The organism is Streptomyces sp. NPDC058880 (assembly GCF_042742535.1).
GTDB lineage: Bacteria > Actinomycetota > Actinomycetes > Streptomycetales > Streptomycetaceae > Streptomyces.
On the sequence record NZ_JBHYMC010000051.1, the window covers coordinates 1 to 21,841 of the forward strand.

The 21,841-nt window shown below is 71.8% G+C and carries 18 protein-coding genes; 5 read left to right on the plus strand and 13 right to left on the minus strand.

Translation table 11 applies throughout. The features are described from left to right. Both ACFW2G_RS24560 and thpR read right to left on the minus strand, forming a co-directional pair. Positions 1 to 374, minus strand: a 374-nt coding sequence (locus ACFW2G_RS24560; protein ID WP_384681052.1) for an NUDIX domain-containing protein, incomplete at its 3' end; no start/stop codon positions are given. A gap of 90 nt (positions 375 to 464) precedes the next feature. After that, positions 465 to 1,067: an RNA 2',3'-cyclic phosphodiesterase gene (thpR, locus tag ACFW2G_RS24565; RefSeq protein WP_384581715.1), complete on the minus strand. Its 603-nt coding sequence runs from the start codon at positions 1,065 to 1,067 to the stop codon at positions 465 to 467. A gap of 425 nt (positions 1,068 to 1,492) precedes the next feature. Here thpR and ACFW2G_RS24570 point away from each other — a divergent pair, with 425 nt between their 5' ends. The 5 genes from ACFW2G_RS24570 (at position 1,493) to ACFW2G_RS24590 (ending at position 9,821) form a co-directional block, all read left to right on the plus strand. Beyond that, the gene (locus tag ACFW2G_RS24570; protein WP_384455554.1) at positions 1,493 to 2,905 is read left to right on the plus strand and encodes a family 2B encapsulin nanocompartment shell protein; all 1,413 of its coding nucleotides are present in this window, start codon (positions 1,493 to 1,495) and stop codon (positions 2,903 to 2,905) included. A 95-nt stretch (positions 2,906 to 3,000) separates the two neighbouring features. Beyond that, entirely contained in the window at positions 3,001 to 4,398 is a 1,398-nt protein-coding gene (locus tag ACFW2G_RS24575) for a family 2 encapsulin nanocompartment cargo protein terpene cyclase (RefSeq protein ID WP_384581717.1), read from the plus strand. Positions 4,399 to 4,400: 2 nt separating this feature from the next. After that, on the plus strand, positions 4,401 to 5,297 hold the full coding sequence (locus ACFW2G_RS24580) for a geranyl diphosphate 2-C-methyltransferase (protein ID WP_384455557.1): 897 nt from the start codon (positions 4,401 to 4,403) through the stop codon (positions 5,295 to 5,297). Positions 5,298 to 5,517: 220 nt separating this feature from the next. Then, positions 5,518 to 6,456 carry an NAD-dependent epimerase/dehydratase family protein gene (locus ACFW2G_RS24585; RefSeq protein WP_384581719.1) on the plus strand — a complete coding sequence of 313 codons (939 nt, stop codon included), beginning with the start codon at positions 5,518 to 5,520 and terminating at the stop codon, positions 6,454 to 6,456. Next, positions 6,453 to 9,821 (plus strand): aminotransferase class I/II-fold pyridoxal phosphate-dependent enzyme, encoded by a 3,369-nt coding sequence (locus ACFW2G_RS24590; RefSeq protein ID WP_384581752.1) that lies wholly within the window; start codon positions 6,453 to 6,455, stop codon positions 9,819 to 9,821. Before ACFW2G_RS24585 ends, ACFW2G_RS24590 begins: the two co-directional genes overlap by 4 nt. 10 nt (positions 9,822 to 9,831) lie before the next feature. On the opposite strand, the gene ACFW2G_RS24595 is transcribed toward ACFW2G_RS24590, so the two are convergent. The 11 genes from ACFW2G_RS24595 to ACFW2G_RS24645 form a co-directional block, all read right to left on the minus strand. Further along, positions 9,832 to 10,413 carry a toxin gene (locus tag ACFW2G_RS24595; protein WP_037917096.1) on the minus strand — a complete coding sequence of 194 codons (582 nt, stop codon included), beginning with the start codon at positions 10,411 to 10,413 and terminating at the stop codon, positions 9,832 to 9,834. Then, entirely contained in the window at positions 10,410 to 10,862 is a 453-nt protein-coding gene (locus ACFW2G_RS24600; RefSeq protein ID WP_037917099.1) for a helix-turn-helix domain-containing protein, read from the minus strand. Before ACFW2G_RS24600 ends, ACFW2G_RS24595 begins: the two co-directional genes overlap by 4 nt. Before the next feature lie 303 nt (positions 10,863 to 11,165). Continuing rightward, entirely contained in the window at positions 11,166 to 12,317 is a 1,152-nt protein-coding gene (locus ACFW2G_RS24605; protein ID WP_384581721.1) for an MAB_1171c family putative transporter, read from the minus strand. A 1-nt stretch (position 12,318) separates the two neighbouring features. Next, positions 12,319 to 13,041: a TetR-like C-terminal domain-containing protein gene (locus tag ACFW2G_RS24610; protein ID WP_384581723.1), complete on the minus strand. Its 723-nt coding sequence runs from the start codon at positions 13,039 to 13,041 to the stop codon at positions 12,319 to 12,321. Positions 13,042 to 13,227: 186 nt separating this feature from the next. Then, positions 13,228 to 15,783, minus strand: coding sequence for a discoidin domain-containing protein (locus tag ACFW2G_RS24615; RefSeq protein ID WP_384581725.1), 2,556 nt, complete (start codon positions 15,781 to 15,783; stop codon positions 13,228 to 13,230). 140 nt (positions 15,784 to 15,923) lie between these two features. After that, positions 15,924 to 18,308, minus strand: a complete 2,385-nt coding sequence (locus ACFW2G_RS24620) for an ATP-binding cassette domain-containing protein (protein ID WP_384581727.1) — start codon at positions 18,306 to 18,308, stop codon at positions 15,924 to 15,926. A gap of 91 nt (positions 18,309 to 18,399) precedes the next feature. Next, positions 18,400 to 18,813, minus strand: a complete 414-nt coding sequence (locus ACFW2G_RS24625) for a VOC family protein (RefSeq protein WP_030027260.1) — start codon at positions 18,811 to 18,813, stop codon at positions 18,400 to 18,402. Positions 18,814 to 18,823: 10 nt separating this feature from the next. After that, positions 18,824 to 19,297 carry a helix-turn-helix domain-containing protein gene (locus tag ACFW2G_RS24630; RefSeq protein WP_384581729.1) on the minus strand — a complete coding sequence of 158 codons (474 nt, stop codon included), beginning with the start codon at positions 19,295 to 19,297 and terminating at the stop codon, positions 18,824 to 18,826. Positions 19,298 to 19,382: 85 nt separating this feature from the next. Then, positions 19,383 to 20,477: a glutamate--cysteine ligase gene (locus ACFW2G_RS24635; protein WP_384456029.1), complete on the minus strand. Its 1,095-nt coding sequence runs from the start codon at positions 20,475 to 20,477 to the stop codon at positions 19,383 to 19,385. A 138-nt stretch (positions 20,478 to 20,615) separates the two neighbouring features. Further along, positions 20,616 to 20,939, minus strand: a complete 324-nt coding sequence (locus tag ACFW2G_RS24640) for a plasmid stabilization protein (RefSeq protein WP_384581731.1) — start codon at positions 20,937 to 20,939, stop codon at positions 20,616 to 20,618. A gap of 244 nt (positions 20,940 to 21,183) precedes the next feature. Then, positions 21,184 to 21,603: a DUF5133 domain-containing protein gene (locus ACFW2G_RS24645; RefSeq protein ID WP_384581733.1), complete on the minus strand. Its 420-nt coding sequence runs from the start codon at positions 21,601 to 21,603 to the stop codon at positions 21,184 to 21,186. Between the last annotated feature and the right edge of the window lie 238 nt (positions 21,604 to 21,841).

A 21,841-nucleotide genomic window follows, 5' to 3' on the forward strand; every position in this document is an offset into this window, starting at 1 on the left:
GTTCTGGCCTCGCGGGTGCTGACGCGGGGCCAGAACCCCAGATTTTCAGTGATCTTCTGGTGCGGGCGATCCGGTTCACCCCGGCCGGGCCCCGCTGCGACGGCGCGGACGCCGAAGCCGACCGGTACGTCCCGGTACTCGGCGGTGTGGCAGAGAGCGGCCGGCGCGATCCCCGCCTCCTCGCGGACGGCGCGCAGCGCCGCGGCCAGGAGCGTACGGTCGCCGGGCCCGCCGGGCAGGGCGGACAGGCCGCCGGACCCGCGCCGGACGTGCAGGAGGCACCGCCGGGGGGCGACCACGACCGCACTGCACGCGATCCGCCCGGGCGCGGCCGGCCCGCGGGTGGCATCCGCCCCGGCCTCGGGGAGCGCCAACAGCTACTGGAGCAGGGTGCGTTCGGCTGGATGGCGCTGGAGGTGGGCGGTGACGACGCCGCGGGAGAGGGGCACCCCCGCGGGGCCGCATCACGTTCCGGCGCGGCCTCGGTCGCCGTGGTGGAAGCTCCAGGCCTCGATGTCGCGGTAGTGGATCGGGCCCGGGCCGCGGCCGATGTTGCTGCCGACCAGGTGCAGGCGTGCGGTCAGCCACCGGCGACCGGAGAACGCGGCCAGTCCGGCGGCGGCCTCCACCACGCACGCGGGATCGTTGCGGCGGGTCCGGGCCAGTGTGAGATGGGGGCGCAGCGGCCGGTCCTCGAAGGGGACACCGCATGCCCTGACCACGGCGCGCACCTCGGAGGCCAGTACCTGCAGGCCTTCGACGTCCCCGCCGATCCCGCTCCACAGGACCCGCTCGTCGAAGTGTCCGCCACCGCTCAGCGCCAGGTCGAGGCCTTGGCGGGTCGCGGCCAGCTCCGCGAGCGGGGGCCGCAGCAGCGGCACGGTTCCCACCGGGAGCTCGCCGAGGAACGCCAGGGTGATGTGCCAGTCCTCGATGCGGTTCCACCGCAGGCCCGGGTACGCCGCGTAGGCGGGCCGCAGCGCCCGCGCGAGCTCCTCTTTGGCGTCGTCGGGCGGGGCGAGCGCGATGAACACGCGCACGGTCGAGGGCCGGATCTGTTCCTTCACAGGAATCTTCGTACCGCACGACCCGCGCTGCGGTCACCTTTCCGCCCCTCCGCGGGGGCCGTCCGCGGGGGTCCGCCGCCCGGCCGGGGAGCGTACCCGGGGCGGGGAGGACGCCCGTATGCCGTTCGGCCGGCCGGACAACCGGCATGACTGATGAGGAAGTTGACATTCCGTCGTGGTCTTGGCGGAAAGTGCACGGCACACGTGTCCGGAACCGCTGAGGCATTGATCAAACACGGCGCGGCTCAAGATCACCGAATCGAGGTAATCCCCCCGTCCCTCCATGGGGCATCCGCTCCATGGGCCGTTAGTGTGCTTGCGGATCTAGAGGGATTGCCCGGGTATTCACCCTATTTTTCTTCTTTCAATGGTGACGTGCACACGCATGCGCCGATCACCGCCCGCACGAAGGAGAGCCCTGCGCGATGACCGTGGACACCAGCCCAGAGGCGCAGCTGGAGCCGATCCGGCAGACCAGTCTGGGCACGGCGGCCGCCCGCAACCTTGCCACCACGACCAAGTCCGCCCCGCAGATGCAGGAGATCACCTCCAGGTGGCTCCTGAAGACGCTCCCCTGGGTGGAGACCAAGGGCGGCACCTACCGTGTCAACCGCCGCCTCACCTACACCGTCGGCGACGGCCGCATCGAGTTCGTCCAGGACGGGGCGGACGTCCGGGTGATTCCGCGCGAACTCGGCGAACTCGCCATGCTGCGCGGCTTCGAGGACGAGCAGGTGCTGGTCACGCTCGCCGACCGGTGCGTCCAGCGTGACTTCCGCGCCGGCGAGGTGCTGATCGAGCGCGGGGCCGTCGCCGACCGGATCCACCTGATCGCCCACGGCCGCGTCAGCCAGACCTCGGTCGGCAAGTACGGCGACGCCATCGCCGTCTCGGTACTGGCCGACGGCGACCGTTTCGGTGAGAACGCGCTGCTGGACGCGGACGCGACGGCCGACTACACGGCCACCGCCGAGACCTCCGGCACCCTGCTCACCCTCTCCCGCGCCGACTTTGCCGCCGTCCTCGACGCGGCACCGAACCTCCGGGCCCACGTCGAGCGGTTCGGCTCGCTCCCGCACCAGCGGCAGAACAAGCACGGCGAGGCCGAGATCGCGATGTCCGCCGGCCACACCGGCGAAGCCGCGCTCCCCGGCACCTTCGTCGACTACGAACTCAAGCCGCGCGAGTACGAACTCTCCATCGCCCAGACCGTGCTCCGGGTCCACACACGTGTCGCCGACCTCTACAACGGCCCGCACAACCAGACCGAGGAGCAGCTCCGACTCACCATCGAGGCGCTGCGCGAGCGCCAGGAGTACGAACTCGTCAACAACCGGGAGTTCGGGCTCCTGCACAACGCCGACTTCAAGCAGCGCATCCAGACCCACTCCGGGCCGCCCACCCCGGACGACATGGACGAACTGCTCTGCCGCCGCCGCGGCACCAAGTTCTTCTTCGCCCACCCCCGGACCATCGCGGCGATCGGGCGGGAGTTCAACGCCCGCGGTCTCTACCCGGACCACGTCGACCTCGGCGGCCAGCAGGTTCCGGCCTGGCGCGGGGTACCGATCCTCCCGTGCAGCAAGATCCCCATCAGCAAGGAGAACACCAGCTCCATCCTCGCCATGCGCACGGGCGAGGACAACCAGGGCGTCATCGGCCTGCACCAGACCGGACTTCCGGAGGAGTACGAGCCGGGCCTGTCCGTGCGCTTCATGGGCATCAGCGAGCAGGCGATCATCTCGTACCTGGTCACCACCTACTACTCCGCCGCCATCCTGGTGCCCGACGCGCTCGGGGTGATGGAGAACGTCCAGATCGGCCGCCGGCGCGACTGACGGCCCGACCGCCAGCAGCCCGGACCCTCCCGGGCCGGCCCGACCGTGCCCGGGAGGGTCCCGCACCGCCCACCCCCATCACCTAGGAGCCACGGATGCCCGTTCCCGGGCCTTCCCCTGCGCAGTCGAGCCTGCCTGCCGCCGCGGCCCGCTTCGGGACCCACGGTCACGGCCGGGGCGCCGACCCCGTCACCGGAGGCAAGCCCGCGCTGCCGACCGGGCCGCCGCTGCCCTTCGGGCCGGCGACCCGGCCTTCCCACCCCGTTGCCGTTGCCGTTCCCGGGCCCTTGCCCGTACCCGGCGAAGGAACCACTGAAGGACCGGAGGGCGACCTGGTCGCCGCGCCGGTGCGGGAGGCCGCCGCCGCGCCGGCAACACCGAACCCCGCCCTGGAGCGGATCATGCGCGGTCCCAGCGGTGTGGGTACGGCGGGGCTGTTCTTCACGCCGCGCCCGGCACCGACCGCCACCCCGCCTGCGGTGGCCGACGTGCCCGCTCCGCGACCCGCCGCGGAGGGCAGGCCGGTCCCCGGCCTCTACCACCACCAGGTCCCGGAACCCGACCCCGTCCGGGTCGAGGAGGTCAGCCGCCGGATCAAGCGCTGGGCCGTGGACGAGGTCGAGGCCTACCCGCCGGAGTGGGAGGACCAGTTCGACGGCTTCTCCGTGGGCCGTTACATGGTCGCCTGCCACCCGGACGCCCCGACCGTCGACCACCTCATGATCGCCACCCGGCTGATGGTCGCCGAGAACGTGGTCGACGACTGCTACTGCGAGGACCACGGTGGATCGCCCGTCGGACTAGGAGGAAGGCTTCTGCTGGCGCACACCGCTCTGGACCCGGTCCACACGACCGCGGAGTACCAGCCGGCCTGGGCGCAATCGCTCCTCTCGGACGCCCCGCGGCGCTCCTACCGCTCGGCCATGGAGTACTTCACCCGGGCGGCGACCCCGTCGCAGGCCGACCGGTACCGGCACGACATGGCCCGGCTGCACCTGGGGTACCTCGCCGAGGCCGCATGGGCCGAGACGAAGTACGTCCCCGAGGTGTCCGAGTACCTGGCGATGCGCCAGTTCAACAACTTCCGCCCCTGTCCCACCATCACCGACACCGTGGGCGGCTACGAACTCCCGGCCGATCTCCACGCCATGCCCGCCACGCAGCGGGTGATCGCGCTCGCCGGCAACGCCACCACCCTCGCCAACGACCTGTACTCCTACACCAAGGAACTCGAAAGCCCCGGCCTGCACCTGAACCTGCCGGTGGTCATCGCAGCACGGGAGGGCCTTTCCGACAAGGAGGCCTACCTGAAGGCGGTGGAGGTCCACAACGACCTCATGCACGCCTTCGAAGCCGCGGCCGCGGAACTGGCCGCCTCCTGCCCCGATCCACGCATGCTGCGCTTCCTGCGGGGCGTGGCCGCCTGGGTCGACGGCAACCACTACTGGCACCAGACCAACACCTACCGCTACAGCCTGCCCGATTTCTGGTAAGGATGGATCCCTCTGTGACTAGCACCGATTTCACCGTTGCAGCCCCCACTTCCGCCTTCATTCCCTCCCCGGCGACGCCCTACCAGGGCGACATCGCCCGCTACTGGGACCACGAGGCGCGGCCGGTGAACCTCCGCCTCGGAGATGTCGACGGTCTCTACCACCACCACTACGGCATCGGTGACATCGACCAGGCAGCCCTCGGGGACTCCGGCGACAGCGCATACGAGAAGAAGCTGATCGCCGAGCTCCACCGCCTGGAGTCCGCGCAGGCGGACGTCCTGCTGAACCACCTGGGCGCCATCGGCCGCGACGACACGCTCGTGGACGCCGGCTGCGGCCGCGGCGGTTCGATGGTCATGGCCCACCAGCGTTTCGGATGCAAGGTCGAGGGCGTCACCCTGTCGGCCAAGCAGGCCGACTTCGCCAACCAGCGCGCCCGCGAGCTGGGTATCGAGGACTCCGTCCACGCCCGCGTCTGCAACATGCTCAACACGCCGTTCGAGACGGGACAGGCCGCCGCCTCCTGGAACAACGAGTCCAGCATGTACGTCGACCTGCACGACCTGTTCGCCGAGCACTCCCGCGTCCTGGCGGTCGGCGGCCGCTACGTGACCATCACCGGTTGCTGGAACCCGCGTTACGGCCAGCCTTCGAAGTGGGTCTCCCAGATCAATGCCCACTTCGAGTGCAACATCCACTCCCGCCGTGAGTACATGCGGGCCATGGCCGACAACCGTCTCGTGCCGCAGGTCGTGATCGACCTGACCCCCGAGACCCTGCCGTACTGGGAGCTGCGCGCCACGTCGTCTCTGGTCACGGGCATCGAGGAGGCGTTCATCAACTCCTACAGGGACGGCTCCTTCCAGTACGTGCTGATCGCCGCCGATCGCGTCTGACGTCGAACGGGGACGGCCGGGCCCGTGACGACGGGTCCGGCCCGGCACGACGGGTCGGGTCCTGGCCAACCGCGTCCGGCGGATCCCGGGCGCCGTCGGTCCGGGCCCGCAGCGGCGCCTTGCCGATCCCGTACCTGTTCCGGGCCCGTCCCGGTCCGGGACCGTCCGGTACCGGCCAAACTCGGAAGAGATCGATCCGGACTCGCGCTAGGGTGCGCGCGTGAGTCTTCATGTGGTCGTGGGTTTCGGACCCGCAGGCGCCGCCACCGCCCGTTTGCTGGCAGAGCAGGGACATTCCGTACGCGTCGTCACCAGGTCGGGCAGAAGCCCGGAACCGGGGCTCGAACACGTCGCGTTCGACGCGGCGGACCGGGAGCGGCTGATCGCCGCCGCACGGGGCGCGACGGCGATCCACCACTGCGCCGCACCCGCCTACCACCGCTGGGTGCGCGCATGGCCGCCGCTCGTCGCGTCGGTCTGCGCCGCGGCCGAGGCCACCGGTGCCGTCCTGGTCATGCTGGGCAACCTCTACGGCTACGGGCCGGTGGACGGCCCCCTGACCGAGGAACTCCCGCTCGCCGCGACCGGCCCCAAGGGCCGGGTCCGCGCCGCCGCGTGGGAACAGGTGCGGACCCTGCACGAGCAGGGCCGCATCAGGGCGGTCGAGGTGCGGGCCAGCGACTTCTTCGGCCCGGGCGTCACCACCGGGGGCCACCTCGCCGGACGGGTCGTACCGGCGCTGCTGCGCGGCAAGCCGGTCGCCACGCTGGGAGATCCGGACGCCCCGCACAGCTGGACCTACCTTCCCGACGTGGCCGCGGCGATGGCCGAGGTCGCGGGCGAGGAGCGGGCCTGGGGGCGTCCCTGGCACATTCCCACCGAACCTCCCCGGTCCGTACGGGAGATGGCCGACCGGCTCGCCGCGGAGTCGGGGAGCGGGCCGGCGGTGGTGCGCAGGATCCCGTCGGCCGCACTGTCGCTTGCGGGGCTCTTCTCGCCGCTCATGCGTGAACTGGGAGAGATCCGCTACCAGTTCGACCGCCCCTTCGTGGTTGATGCGACTGCCTACGAGGAGGCTTTCGCGGTGCGGGCCACCCCCGTCGGCGAACAGGTCACGGCCACCCTCGACTGGTGGCGTGCGCGATCGGCCGCCCGATGACCTCCGTGACGGCGGCGCGGAGCCCGGGGGAGGGGCACGCGGCGATAGCAGTCGTGGGAATGGCCTGCCGGTTCCCGGGAGCCCGGAACCTGAACGAGTACTGGCGGCTTCTGACGGACCCGCGACCGCAGTTCTCCACCATCCCCGACACGCGCTGGCGCAGTGCGGCCTTTCTCAGCGGCGACTTCCGCGACACGTCGTCCACCTATACCGACACCATGGCCGTGCTGCCGGACGTGGGCCACTTCGACGCGGCGCACTACGGCATCCCGCCGCGCCGGGCCGCGGCGATGGATCCCCAGCACCGGCTGCTGATCGACCTGACCCGTGAGGCGGTCCAGGACGCGGGATGGGAGGCCGACGGCTTCGACCGCGAAGAGACCTCGGTGATCACCGCCCTCACCGAGAGCGGCTACCGCGAGCTGAGCACCATGCGGATACGGATGCGCCAGCTGGCCGGAGGCGAGTTCGGGGCGAGGGTGACGGACCCCGGGACGGAGGCTGTACGCGCTGTCCAAGGTCTGCACGGCACCTCCGTGGCTGGGCTCCTCCTCAACATGGGGCCCAACACGATCAGCTCGGTCTTCGACCTGCACGGCGAGAGCTACGCCCTGGACTCCGCCTGCTCCGGCGGGCTCATGGCCGTCGCCAACGCGGTCCACGCGCTGCGCGCGGGCCGGTCCCGCATCGCGATCGCAGGTGGCGCCCAGCTGGTCCTCACCCCGGACCTGCTGGTGGGACTGTGCCGGATCGGTGCCATCTCGCGCAGCGGCAGATGCCTGCCCTTCGGTACCGACGCAGACGGATTCGTCCTCGGGGAGGGCGCCGGGGTGCTGGTGCTGCGGCCACTGGCCGACGCCCTGTCGGCCGGCGACCGGGTCTACGCGGTGATCCGCGGTGTGGGGACGGCCAACGACGGGACCGTCCAGGGCGGCATGCACCCGCAGGCGGGCGGCCAGCTCAGGGCCCTGCGCCGGGCCTACCGCGACGCGGGCCTGCCCCCGGGCGAGGTGGGCTACCTGGAGGCGCACGGCACCGGGACGACCGTCGGGGACCCCGTCGAACTCGCGGTCCTGCGCGAACTGCGCGGTGAGGCCGCGGCCCCCGCCCACCTCGGCGCGGTGAAGGCGGTCGTCGGGCACTCGCTCAACTCGGCCGGCCTGGCCGGACTGATCAAGTCGGTCCTGGCCGTGCAGCGGGGGGTGATCCCGCCGCAGCCGGACTTCGCCCTCGCCGACACCACCGTCCTCGACGACGCTCGACTGACCGTCGCGACGGCACCGGTCGCGTGGCCCGGGAGCGACCTGCCCCGCCGGGCCGGGGTGAGCGCCTTCGGCTTCGGCGGCACCGGCGTCCACCTGGTTCTGGAGGAGCACGCTGGGCCGGCGGTCCGCCCGGTGCCACCCGAGGGGCCCCGCGAACTGGTCCTCACCGCGCGCGACCGGGCCGGACTGGCCCGGTACGCCAGGGACGTGGCGAGGTCGCTCACCGAGGACCGGCCGCCGCTGGCCCAGGTCGCGGACACCCTGGCCCGGCGGGCACCCCTGCAGGAGCACCTCGCGCTGTCGGCCCGGGACCCCGCCGATGCCGCCGCCCGGCTGATCGCGGCGGCCGCGGCGCTGGAGGCCGGACGCGCTGTGGAGCCCGGGCCCGCGCCGATGCCCGCCGAAGCCTCCGCGGCCCGGCGCACACCCCCGTGCACCCTGCCTCCCAGTCCGCTCGCACCCCGCCGCCACTGGGTCGTGGACGACGCGGCGCGCGCGCTGGACACCCCGGCGGAGCCTGCCGGGTCCCCGCCGGCGGTGGGCGCGGCCGCCGAGCCGGCCGTGGCGGCGCCGTCCCGGGCGCCGGCTCCGTCCCCCGCGCCCCGCGAGGACGCCGTGTCCATCGTGTTCGAGGAGGTGTCGCGGACCGGGGTGTTCCCCCGCGAGGACCTCGGCGAGGACATGGCGCTGGTGGCCGGCCTCGGGTTCGACTCCCTCATGCTCCAGGAACTGGCGGTCAACATCGCCAGGCGCGCGCCCGGACTCCGCACCGAGGACCTGTTCGCGCCCGAACTCACCGTCGGTGCCCTGATCGCGCTGATCGATCCGGGCCGCGCCCGGCCGGCGGCTTCCGGCGGCCCCTCCCGCGAGGCGCCGGCCGAGTGGCGCCGAGATTCCACCACTGTCGACGACTTCCCGGAGGTCTCCCTCTTCGAGGAGCGCCTGGCCTCGGTCACCGCCGGCGGGTCCGGCTTCCCGTACTTCCGCGTCCACGAGGGCACCGTCCGCGACACCACGGTGATCGGCGACCGCTCGTACCTCTCCTTCGGCTCCTACAACTACCTGGGGATGTCGGGCCATCCGGCGGTCAACGAAGCCGCGCACCGGGCCGTGGAACGGTACGGGACCTCCGTCTCCGCGAGCCGTCCGCTCTCGGGTGAACGGGAGCTGACGGTCCGTCTCGAACGCTCCCTGGCCGCCTTCCTCGGCGTCGGGGACTGCCTCACCCTGGTCAGCGGCCATGCCACCAACGTCACCGCGATCGGGCACCTCGTCGGGGCCGGGGACCTCGTCCTGCACGACGCGCTGGCCCACGACAGCATCCTCCAGGGATGCGCCCTGTCCGGGGCGGCGCGCAGACCCTTCGCCCACAACGACCGCGGCGACCTGGAACACCTCCTGAGAGTCAACCGGTCCCGTTTCCGACGGGTGCTGATCGTGGTGGAGGGTGCCTACAGCATGGACGGCGACCTGGCGGACCTGCCCGCGTTCATCGAGCTGAAGAAGCGCTACGGCGCTCTGCTGATGGTCGACGAGGCGCACAGCATGGGCACCGTCGGCGAGCGCGGCCGCGGCGTGGGCGAGTTCTTCGGGGTGGACCGCTCCGACGTGGACGTGTGGATGGGCACCCTCTCCAAGTCCTTGGCCAGTTGCGGCGGTTACCTGGGTGGATCGGCCCGTATGGTCCGCTGGCTGCGGCACACCCTTCCGGGTTTCGTCTACAGCGTGGGCCTGACCCCGGCGAACGCGGCCGCCGCACTGGCCGCCCTCGAATTGATCGCCGCGGAACCGCACCGGGTGCGCACCCTGAGGGCGAACGCCGAGCTGTTCCTCGGACTGGCCGCGGCGGCCGGCCTGCCGACCGGCGCCAGCGCGGACACCCCCATCGTCCCGGTCGTCCTCGGCGGCTCGGCGCGGACCCTGCACGTCGCGGACCGGCTGTTCGCCCGCGGGGTCATCGCCGATCCGATCTTCCATCCCGCCGTGGAGGAGGGACAGGCGAGGCTGCGGTTCTTCCTCACGTCCGAACACCGCCGGGACGACATCCGCCGGGCGGTCGCCGTGCTGGCCGAGGAGGTGGCGGCGAGCGCCGCGGTGTGACCGGGCCACGTCAGAACAAGGTGCGTTCAATGCGGTGGAGCATGGCACTCGTGCCGGGATCGCCGGCGGCTTCCGCCTCCCCGGCGGAGGCCGTCCGATCCCGTCCTTCGCCGGTGGCGCCCATCCGCTGGGAGAGCAGGTAGGCGATGATCTCCGCCTCCTGCTCCTGCACGTCGTCGTAGGCGGCCCGCAGGAGCATGTCGCGTACGAGTTCGGGGTCGAGGTTGGGGAAGAGCAGACGGGCGGCCGTCTCGTCCAGCCCGCCGGCCCCGCGATGGCAGCAGATGATGTGGCCCAGCTCGTGCAAGATGATGTGCTCCTGATGCGCGCTGGTGGTGTTGGCGTCGTAGAAGATGAGGTCCTCGTCGCGGGCGGCGACCCACATGCCGCACGGATGCGTCGCAGGCATCTGCATCGGGACCAGGAGGATGGGGCGGCCCCGTGCCTCACCGAGGTGGCGGCACAGCTCGGCCACGTCGGTCGCCTTCGGCAGGTCGAGTTCGGCGATCCGCTGCGCACCGGCCTTCCGGAGCTTCTTGAGGCGGCTGCGGCGATCCTGGTCCGCCGACCGCTCCTTCCTGGCGCCCCTCATTCGGGGCCGGACGGGTCGTCGACCGGCGGCAGGCCCTGCAACTGCCGGTACTGGTCCATGATGGCCGTGATGGCCTGGAGGTTCTCCTTCTTCATCCCGGCCGCCCGCATCGCCACCGCCCGGACCCCGGACTGCCGCAGCGCCTCGATCGCGGCGACCTCGCTGAGGACGGACTCGGCCACCTTGTCGTCGAAGAAGTAGGCGACCGATACGCCGAAGAAGCGGGCGAGGGCGGCCAGGAGGTCGGGCGAGGGATTGGAGCGCTTGCCGGTCCGCAGCTGCGACAGATACACACCCCCGGCCTTGAGTTCGGGGTTGGCCCGCTTCAGTTCCTCCGCCACCTCGGCGTTGGTCCAGTGCCGGCCCTTCGGGCGAACCGTCTTGAACAGGTCGTCGAGACGCACTGCGAGCAGGGGCCGGTCATCGCCCCCGGTCTCGGTCTCCGTCATGGTGAACCTTCCTCCCGTCACCTCCTCGGCATAGCCCGTGGCTATACGTCAGTTTCCCAGAATAGCGGTCAGTTGACAATTGGCCGGGACTCCGCCAACGTTGGGTCTCGCCGATAGCTGTCAGCTAACGCGACTCACGGGGGAAACGGGGTCGGGTTGCTGCTGCGGAGAATCGGACTGGCCCGGCCCTCGGGGGATGGGCCGGGCCAGTCCGGGCGGAAGCCACCCGTCCGGCCCGATGAAACACGGGGGAACGGGAGTGCCCGCCCGGTTTGACGGGGGATGCAAACCGGGCGGGAGCTCTCAACTCGCCTTACTGAGTTTACTGTAGGCGGCGGCAACCTGGGTGAGCCAGGCTACTTCCGCCACGAAGTTGTCCGTGTCGCGGTCGTCGAAGTCGCCCGCGTCCTTGCTGTGATCGGGGACCGTCCCGGTCCGCTTGGCCTGGAGGGCCTGCCTGATCTGCGCCGCTTCCGCGAACGCCTGTCGCAGCTCCTCGCCCGCCTCCCCGTTCGCCCCGTCGGCGGTGTTCGTCTCCCGGTCGATGTACGGGCGCAAGTCCCGCCACCCGTCACGGATTTCGACCACCCGGCGGTGCAGCCGGTAGTTGAGGTCGGAGACAGACGCCCCCGGGGGTTCCAGCGCGATGTCCGGCGAGGACTCGTAGAGGTCCCGCCACAGCGGATGCAGCGCCCGGTAGGCGCGGTAGCTGCGGGCCCACTCCTTGAGCCGGGAAACGGGCGGCCCCCACAAGGAGTTGATCAGACTGAGCGAGAGGATCACGATGCCCGTCGCGCTGAAGACGTTCGAGGCGAGCTTCCAGGCGCCGATGTCCACCCCGGTCGCCGCGGTCAGGATGTTGACCGTACGGGCCGTGCAGTACAGGAACAGCACCACGGCGGCGACGGAGAGCATCCGCAGCGCCTGCCGCAGCGAGGCGTTGTCCGTCATCCGCGCGTACGGGCCGCACTGCCGGTAGATCGTCACGCACGGCACCGCCTGGGACACGACGAAGACCAGGAGGTAGGTGAGCAGCAGCGGCCTGCTGGTCCCGTCGAAGTCGGAGGCGGGCCGTCCGGGTCCGTCCGCCAGGAAGAACAGGGCCGTCAGCAGCACGTCGAGGACGATGCCGGTGACGAGCCAGTACCGTGTCCCACGGGCCGCGGCCTCGTCCGTGGCAGCCCATCGCAGCAGGATGATCTGCGCCGCGACGCAGAAGGCCACGGCGGCCAGGTGCATGATGAGGATGGCCAGGTTGCCGACGCCCAGGAAGCTTCCACCACCCATGGCGACGGCTCCCATGGTGAAGGTGAGGCACTGCAGCAGCAGGGTGGCGATCAGTGCCCGGTAGGCGCCGTCCCGCCAGCTGCGCCGGGCCTGGGACAGGCGGTAGAAGAGCGCTGCGTAGGAGGAGAGCGCCGCTGTCGCGAAGCAGAGGGTCCGGATGGCGTTCACGTCAGCGGTCGCCCTCGCCCACCGGGACCTCAAGTCCGACGGTCTCGGCCGCCACCGCGACGGCGTGGTCGAAATAGGCGGCCTCGTCGAGGACGCTGTCGTGCGTACGGCTGAAGACCTGGAACACCAGCAGGCCGATCAGGCTGCTCCACAGCACGATGCCGCGCTCGACGACGTCCGCGAAGGGGGCCTCGGGCGCACCGCCGAAGAGCTCCAGGGCCTCCGGTCGCAGCAGCCCGCCCGGCAGCGTCCGGCGAGGCGGGACGAGTTCGCCGGCCGCCAGTGCGGATCGCAGGATGCCGACGAGCACCGCGGGGGTGCGCGCGGCGGGCGGGACGGTGTCCTGCGGGGCGTGGTAGCCCGGCACGGGCGAGCCGTAGATCAGGGTGAACTCGGCGGGGTGCGCGAAGGACCACTGCCGCAGTGCCCGGGCCGCCGCGAGGAGCCGGGCGCCCCCCGTGGCACCGGCGTCCGCGGCGGCCCGGTCGGCCCGCTCCATCGCGGAACCGGACGCGTCGTAGGCGTCGATGACGAGCGTGGTCAGCAGGTCGTCCCGGTGCGGGAAGACCGCTTGCACATCGGCGACGGCGAGACCGCTCTCGCGGGCCACGCCGTCCAGGGACAGGCCCGACGCCCCCAGTTCGGCCAGTTGCCGGCGTGCGGCGTGCTTGACCACCGCGGCCGGAGCCACGTCGTCGCTCGGATGGGTTGTGGAAACGTCCATGCCGGAACCGTACCCGTGGACGACCGTGCGAGGAGCCCGGTCACCCGAACACCCGTGCCCCCCGCCGTGATCCGGCCACGGAGGGGGGCACGGAAGGCCGGTACGCGTCCCCCGTCCCGGCCTCGGTGCGTGGGCCGGTCACCGGCGGCGGTGGGCGGAGTCGGACCTCCGCCACCGCCCACCGGTTCAGGAGACGGTGACGAACCGGCCGATGCTCGGCACCCCTTGGGCGTCGAGGGCGAACAGCATGTACGTCCCCGGCAGCACCACACCGGTGTCCGCAGGGATGGATACCGTGTACGAGCCCGCCCCCGCCGGCGTGGACACGAGCGGTACCCGCCGCTGGTCGTTGTCGGTGGAGTGGGTCGCGGCCGAGGCCCGCATCAGGACGAAGGAGGCCACGGACGACTCGGTGCTCACCGTCAGCTGCGTGCCGGGCGACGTCCGGGGAGGCACGCCCCCGGTGATCACCGGCCGCGGCTTCGGCGAACCGTCGGCGTTCAGCAGGTAGGGCGGAGTGAAGACGGCTCCGTCGGGGTGGTTGGTGGCGCAGTCGCCGCACAGGCCGCCGCCGCCGGAGAAGACCCGGCCGTCGGGCAGCAGGTTGGCCACGCTGTGGTAGTTGCGCGGGACGGCCATGGAGGCCAGCGGGGTGAACCTGCCGGTCGCCGGATCCCAGAGCTCGGGCGTCAGGACCGAGGTCGCATCGCTGAACGGCACCGGATAGGCCTGGCCGCCGAAGACCGCCACCTTGCCGTCGGGCAGCACGACGCTGTTGCCGAACGCACGGGGGTGCTCCATGTCCCCGGTGCGTGCCGCCTGGACCTGGCTGCCCGAGATGCCCACGGTGTACGCCCGCCGCGTGGCGGGGGAGTCCTGGTAGGCCGGAGAACCGCCCAGCGTGACCAGTTTGCCGATGTCGTACGGAACGGCGTTGCCGGTCATGGCGTCCTGGCTGTCGGCCCGGGTGCCGGCCGGCGTGATGCTGCCCTGGCCGCTGGTGGAGATCCAGTTCATCTGCTTGCTCGGGCCGACCTGGAGCACCTTGCCGCCCGAAACGGCGTGCAGCCACATGTGGTTGTCGGCGCGGTACGGCCCGGCCGGATCGGCCGTCAGCGCCGGGGAGGCGGGAACGCCGGGAAGCCTCCGCCAGGTGCGGGTGTCGGGCGACCAGACCTCACCGGCCTTGTCGGTGCTCGCGTTCCCGCTCCAGGAGCCGCCGAGGACGAAGGCCTCGCCGGTGGAGAGCAGTGTCATGGCCTGGTAGCCGCGGGCGATGTTCATGCTGGTGGTCGCGGACCAGGAGTCGGAGGCCGGGTCGTAGATGCTGGCCTTCTCCGCGTTGCTGCCGCCCGTGACCAGCACCCGGCCGTCGGCCAGCATCGCTATGCCGGGGCAGAACATGTCGTGGCCGGTGTTGTCGATGCGGCGCTGGGTGACCCTGCCCGTCTTCAGGTCCAAGATCGCCGTCTGGGTGTAGCCGTTGCTGCCGCCGAAGCGGTCGACGGCGTACGCGGACCAGGCGAGCAGCTTGTCCCCGGGCAGGGCGGCGGTGGCCACCGGGACCAGGGGGAAGCCGATGATCCGGCCCCAGGAACCGTGTACGGCGGGGTTGGCGGGCCCGCTCAGGCGTATCTCCGCCGCCGAGGTCCAGGGACCCCGGCCGCCCGCCTCGGCGGTCACGGTGAGACGTACGTACCGGGCCTGCTCGGCACGGATGAAGGTGGCGGTCTTGACGGTGTCGTCGTCCCGCCAGGTGCCGGATGCCACCGCGGCGCCGAAGGAGGTGCCGTCGGTACTGGTCGCCACGGTGTACGAGCCGGCACGCCCGTTGGGGCCGTCGGCGCGGGGCTGGTAGACGAGGGCGGAGACGACCGCGGTGCGGTGCATGTCGATGGTGATGCTGTGCGGCAGGGGCGCGGGGGTGCCGGTCCACTTGCTGTGCCAGATGGTGGTGGCGTTCCCGTCGAGGACGTTGGCGGCGCGGCCGTTCTCGCCGGTGGTCTCCTCGTCGCTCGCGCTCGCCGTCCACCCGGCCCGGGACAGGTCGACGGTGGCTTCGGGGGTGCCCGGGTCGCCCAGCAGGTTGATTTCCGCGGCCGAGGTCCAGGGCCCGCGGTTGCCCGCCTCGGTCGTCGCCGTCAGTCGTACGAACCGGGTGCCCGTCGGGGCGAAGCCGAGGGTCTTGGTGGTGGCGTCGTCCGCGAGCGTGCCGGTGGCGACGGGGGTGCCCCAGTTCTGGCCGTCGGCGCTCACGCTGATGCCGTACTCGCCGACGCGCCCGTTCGGCCCGTTCGCGCGCGGCCGATAGACGAGGGCGGAGACGACCGCGGTGCGGTGCATGTCGATGGTGATGCTGTGCGGCAGGGGCGCGGGGGTGCCGGTCCACTTGCTGTGCCAGATGGTGGTGGCGTCGCCGTCGAGGACGTTGGCGGCGCGGCCGTTCTCGCCGGTGGTCTCCTCGTCGCTCGCGCTCGCCGTCCACCCGGCCCGGTCGAGGACGGGGGCGGTGGGCTCCATGGCGTTCGCCGGCGCGACGCCGTGGTGCGGCGACTGCACCGCCGCCTGCTGGTCGGTGGGCACGGGCGCGGCCCGCGGCCCCGGTGCGCGGCCGGCCGCTGCGGTGCTCGTGACGCCGAGCCAGGGCGTCAGGCCGATCAGCAGGGAGCCGAGGGCGAAGGCTATGAGCAGGTGGGAGCGGCGTAACGGGCCGGGGAGCGCGAAGGAGCGCCTGGGCTGCAATCTGACCTCCTGGGGCGAACTGATGTGCCCCGTAGAACATAGTCAGATAGCGCGCAACTCGTCCGGGAACAGCCAGAGTTGGCGGGAACCGTGTGCCGGACCCAGCCCCGCACCCGGCCAGGCCGCACCGCACCCGGCCGTCAGGCGCCGACGTAGGCCGCCAGGTGCTCCCCGGTGAGGGTGGACCGGTCGGCGACGAGGTCGGCGGGTGTGCCCTCGAAGACGATCCGCCCGCCGTCGTGGCCGGCGCCGGGCCCGAGGTCGACGATCCAGTCGGCGTGCGCCATGACCGCCTGGTGGTGCTCGATGACGATGACCGACTTGCCCGAGTCCACGAGCCGGTCGAGTAGGCCGAGGAGCTGTTCGACGTCGGCGAGGTGGAGTCCCGTGGTCGGCTCGTCGAGGACGTAGACCCCGCCCTTCCCGGACATGTGCGTGGCCAGCTTCAGGCGCTGCCGCTCGCCGCCGGACAGCGTCGTGAGGGGCTGGCCGAGGCTGATGTAGCCCAGCCCGACGTCGGAGAGCCGGCCGAGGATGCGGTGCGCGGCCGGGGTGGCCGCCTCACCGGATCCGAAGAACTCCATGGCCTCGGTCACCGACATCGCCAGCACCTCGCTGATGTCGCGACCGCCCAACCGGTGTTGGAGAACCGACGCCTGGAACCGCTTGCCCTCGCAGTCCTCGCAGGTGACCGCCACACCCGCCATCATCGCCAGGTCGGTGTAGACGACTCCCGCGCCGTTGCAGGTGGGGCAGGCCCCCTCCGAGTTGGCGCTGAACAGCGCCGGCTTGACCCCGTGCGCCTTGGCGAAGGCCTTGCGGATCGGGTCGAGCAGCCCCGTGTACGTCGCCGGGTTGCTGCGCCTGGAGCCTCGGATCGCGCCCTGGTCGATCGACACAACGCCCTCGCCGGCTGGGATCGAACCGTGGATCAGCGAGCTCTTCCCGGAGCCGGCAACACCGGTGATGACGGTGAGCACGCCCAGCGGGATGTCGACGTCGACGTCGCGCAGGTTGTGCGTCGCGGCGCCGCGGATCTCCAGCCGGCCGGTGGGTTCGCGTACCGCGGGTTTCAGGGCCGCGCGGTCGTCGAGGTGCCGTCCGGTGATGGTGCCGCTCGTGCGCAGTCCGTCGACGGTCCCCTCGAAGCAGACGGTGCCGCCCGCTGTCCCGGCGCCGGGACCGAGGTCGACGACATGATCGGCGATCGCGATCGTCTCCGGCTTGTGTTCCACCACGAGCACCGTGTTGCCCTTGTCGCGCAGCCGCAGCAGCAGGCCGTTCATGCGCTGGATGTCGTGCGGGTGCAGACCGGTGGTGGGTTCGTCGAAGACGTAGGTGGTGTCGGTGAGCGAGGACCCCAGGTGGCGGATCATCTTGACGCGCTGCGCCTCGCCGCCGCTGAGGGTGCCTGCGGGGCGGTCGAGGGAGAGGTAGCCGAGCCCGATCCCGACGAACGATTCGAGGGTGTGGTGGAGGGAGCCGAGCAGTGGTGCCACCGAGGGCTCGTCGAGGGAGTCGACCCATGCGGCCAGGTCGCTGATCTGCATCGCGCACGCGTCGGCGATGCTCACGTCCTTGATCTTCGACGACCGGGCCGTCTCGGTGAGCCGGGTGCCGTCGCAGTCGGGGCAGGTCGTGAAGGTGACCGCACGGTCCACGAACTCCCGGATATGCGGCTGCATCGACTCCCGGTCCTTGGCGAGCATCGACTTCCGGATGCGGGGGATGAGCCCTTCGTAGGTCATGTTGATGCCCGCGATCTTCATCCGGACCGGTTCGCGGTGGAGGAAGTCGTGCAGCTCCCTCTTGGTGTAGCGGCGGATCGGCTTGTCGGCGTCGTAGAGGCCCGACTCGCTGTACAGCCGGTAGCTCCAGCCGCCCGGCTTGTACCCGGGGACGGTGAGGGCGCCGTCGTTGAGCGATTTGGAGTCGTCGTAGAGCTGGGTGAGGTCCAGGTCGGTGACCGAGCCGCGGCCCTCGCAGCGCGGGCACATGCCGCCGGTGATGCTGAAGGACCGGCGCTCCTTCACGGTCCGGCCGTCGCGCTCCACGGTGACCGCACCCGCACCGCTGATGGAGGCGACGTTGAACGAGAACGCCTTGGGTGAGCCGACGTGAGGGCTGCCGAGCCGGCTGAACAGGATGCGCAGCATCGCGTTGGCGTCGGTCGCGGTGCCGACCGTCGAACGGGGGTCGCCGCCCATCCGCTGCTGGTCGACGATGATCGCCGTGGTCAGCCCGTCGAGCACGTCGACCTCGGGCCGGGCCGGCGTCGGCATGAACCCCTGGACGAAGGCGCTGTACGTCTCGTTGATCAGCCGCTGCGACTCCGCGGCGATCGTGTCGAAGACCAGCGAGCTCTTACCGGATCCGGAGACCCCGGTGAACACCGTCAGTCGGCGTTTCGGGATCTCGATGCTCACGTCCTTGAGGTTGTTCACACGGGCGCCGTGCACCCGGATCAGGTCGTGGCTGTCGGCAGCGTGCCGGGCGGGGGGCGGCGTGGTGTTCCGCGTGGCCATGCGCGAGGTGTCTCCGTCCATGGGGAGGGCCGCGGTCACGGTCACGCCGGATGGCGTGGACGTGACCGCGGCCCGTGAGGGGAAGGTGGTGCTACTGCTTGCGGGGCTGGTTGAAGCGGAGCATGTTGCCGGCCGGGTCGCGGAACGCGCAGTCACGGACTCCGTACGGCTGGTCGATGGGCTCCTGCATGACCTCCCCGCCGGCCGCCCGGATGCGCTCGAAGGTGGCGTCGACGTCGTCGGTGGAGAAGATCACGCCGCGCAGCATGCCCTTGGCCAGCAGCTCGGCCATCGCCTGCCGGTCCGCGGCGGGGGCGCCGGGGTCGGCGAGCGGCGGTTCGAGGACGATCTCGACGTCCTGCGAGGGCGACCCGACGGTCACCCAGCGCATCCCCTCGAACCCGACGTCGTTGCGCACCTCCAGGCCCAGGACGTCGCGGTAGAACGCGATCGCCTTGTCGTGGTCGTCCACCGCGATGAAGCACTGCGAGAGATTGATGTTCATGGCTTCGACGCTACGAGGCGCCCGCCGTTTTCGCTTCTCCATTTCTGACCGGATCCGCGACGGGTTCCGTGCCCTGGTCACCGGGCGGCCGCCCGCCCCTGACCGGTCGCGTCATGTACTTGGCGACGCACGCCGGAATGGCCTCGCCCGCCTCGTGCGCGCGAGCCCGATAGGCGCTGGGGCTCTCGCCGACGAGCTCGGTGAATCGCGAGCTGAACGATCCCAGCGAGGTGCTCCCGACGGCGAAGCAGACCTCCGTCACACTCATGTCGCCCCGCCGCAGCAGCGCCTTCGCGCGTTCGACGCGGCGGGTCATCAGATAGCTGTACGGGGTCTCCCCGAAAGCGGCGCGGAAGCTGCGGGAGAAGTGCCCGGGGGACATCAGGGCGACCTGCGCGAGCGCCGGAACATCCAGCGGCTCCGCGTAGTCGCGGTCCATCACGTCCCGGGCACGGCGCAGCCTCACCAGGTCCTCCAAGGTCATGCCCACCAGCATCGCACGACGCAAACGGTCGGCGGGGGCGTCCGCCCGGTCCGCTCGTCCCCCCGGTCCGCGCCTGCCACCCGGCTCAGCCGGACGGGGAGTCGCCCACGATCAGGTTCCTGAGGGCCGGCATGCCGCCCTCCCGCAGGGCGCGGCGCTGCCGGTCGGCCGGTGTCCCCTCCTGGAGGAGCCGGTGCACGAGCGACGCCACCTCGCGTTCGTCGCCGGACTCGGCGAGTGCCGGAGCGACGTGGGCCAGCAGGGAGGACAGCACGTCACCGCTGCTGCGGCAGCGACCCTTGGGATCGACCAGGGTGGAGTTCAGGCCGTGCCGGGCCGCGTGCCAGTTGGCGGCCTGCAGCAGTTCCGGACAGCACTGCGCGGGCGCGGCCCCGGCTTTCTCCTCGGCGAGGGCGACCGTGACCAGGGCGCGCACCAGACCGGCCAGCATGACCGCGTCGTCGGCCCGCAGCTGCACGTCCAGGCACCGCACCTCGACGGTCGGGAAACGGTCGGAAAGCCGTGCCTGCCAGTACAGCTGACCCCGGTCGGCGATCACCCCGGAGGCGACCAGCGCGTCGATCCGCCGCTCGTAGTCGGCGTGCCCGTCGAAGTAGGGGGGCGGGCCGCTGACCGGCCAGCGGCCGAAGACGATCGTGCGCCAGCTGGCGAAGCCGGTGTCCTTGCCGTCCCACAGCGGAGAGTTCGCGGACATGGCCAGCAGGGTCGGCAGCCAAACCCGGATGCGGTTCAGCACTGCGACGCCGGTCGCCGGATCGGGCACCCCCACGTGCACGTGCATACCGTTGATCAGCTGCTCGTCCACCAGCTGCCGGGCCTGGCCCTCCATCCTGAGATACCTCGGTTTGCGGGTGACCGGCACCGCCGACGGGTCGCGCAGCGGTGCCGCGGCGGCCATGGCGACCCGGCAGCCGTGCTCCTCGGCGGCCGAGCCTACGGCGTGCCGCAGCCGCAGCAGGTGGCCGCCGACCTCCTCCAGCTCCGTGCAGACCGGCGTCGCCACCTCGACCTGTGCCTGGAGCAGCTCGTCTTGGATCTCGCCGTCCTCCGCGATCGGGCCCAGACCGGCCGCCCTGCGCACGTACTCGGCCCCGGGTACCGGCAGCACCGTCACCGGGTCCACCAGGAGGTATTCCTCTTCGACGCCGAATGTGATCACGCGGTGCGGTTACCCCGGGAGTGCCCTGATCATCCGCCGCCTGCGCCGACCGGCCTAGGCTGCCGCTCCGCTCAATGGTCGGCGCCGTCCGGCGCGGCGCGTGCTCGCCCACCGGACCGCTCCGTCCGCCCACCGCGCTCAGTGGCCCAGCTTCCGCTTGAGCTCCGCCTTGTCCATCGAGGAGCGGCCGTGGAGGTTCCTGCGCCTGGCCTCCTCGTAGAGCTGGTCGTAGGTGGGGCCTCCGGCCCCCTTGTGGGAGCGCAGTCCGCCGCGTCGACCCGAGGAGATGTCCTCCAGCGAGGTCCTGCTCGCCGTCTTCGTCTCGCCGGCCCGGGCCCGCTCCTTGTTCACCGTCCGCGCGGCGATCTCCTCCGCCCTCTCGGGGCTCTCACCGCGCTCCTCGGCGCTGTCCTTGATGTGCTCGTACTGTCGTTCCCTCTTGGGGCTGGAACCGCGGGGCATGACGACTTCCTCACTGCCGTACGGACGCTCCGGTACGTCCAGCGCCTACCCGTGCCCGGGCGCCGCACACGGGCTCCGCCCCGCGCGGCCCGTCGACCGCCCGCGACCTCTCCGCGGTCCTGGCGGAGCCGGCCGACCAGATCGACGTCGAGTGCATCGGACTCGCCTCCGCGCTCGACGACGGCACCGGAGCCCGGCCGGCCCCGCCGGGCTCCGGTGCCGGCCCGGTCGGCCGCCGGTCGGGTCAGTGCGCTGCGGCCAGGTGTCGTTCGGCCGCCAGCACGGCCTCGTGCACGGTCGAGCGGCCCATCAGCACACACAGGGTGTAGGCCATGTCGTCCATGGCGCCGCGGGCCACCGCGTCACCGGGGGCCCCGGCGAGCCGTTCCCGGGCCGCCCGGAACCGCGCCAGGACGTCCTCGGTCCGGGTCCGGCTGGGCAGTAGCCCCACGCCGCGTTCGCCCTCCGCCCCCGGCCGGGCGCTCCGCAGGGCCTCGACCGCGCGCCGCAGTGCGCGATCCCACCGGGCGGGTACGGGGTCCCCGAGCGAGCCCGCGACCACCGCGGCCGCGAGGTCCGCCACCGGTACCCGCGCCCGCTCGGCTGCCGCCGCCAACGCGAACCGCGCCTCACGGGCCCCGCAGGGTGCCAGGGCCATCACCATGCCCGTCGCCCACTCCACCGTCGTCGCGCCACGGAGTACCGGTACATGCTCATCAGAAGACTGATGAATGCTTTGAGAGGTCACCGATCATCCTTTCAACCGAAGGCTGTGCGGGCTGTGGAGGTAAGCATGGAAGGTATGCCCGCTCCAGTTGTCGTTCCACACCCACAGAACGCCCGCCGCACCGACGGCGTGCAGGTTCGCCCGCACGACCTTCACCACCCCGCCGCGGCCGCTC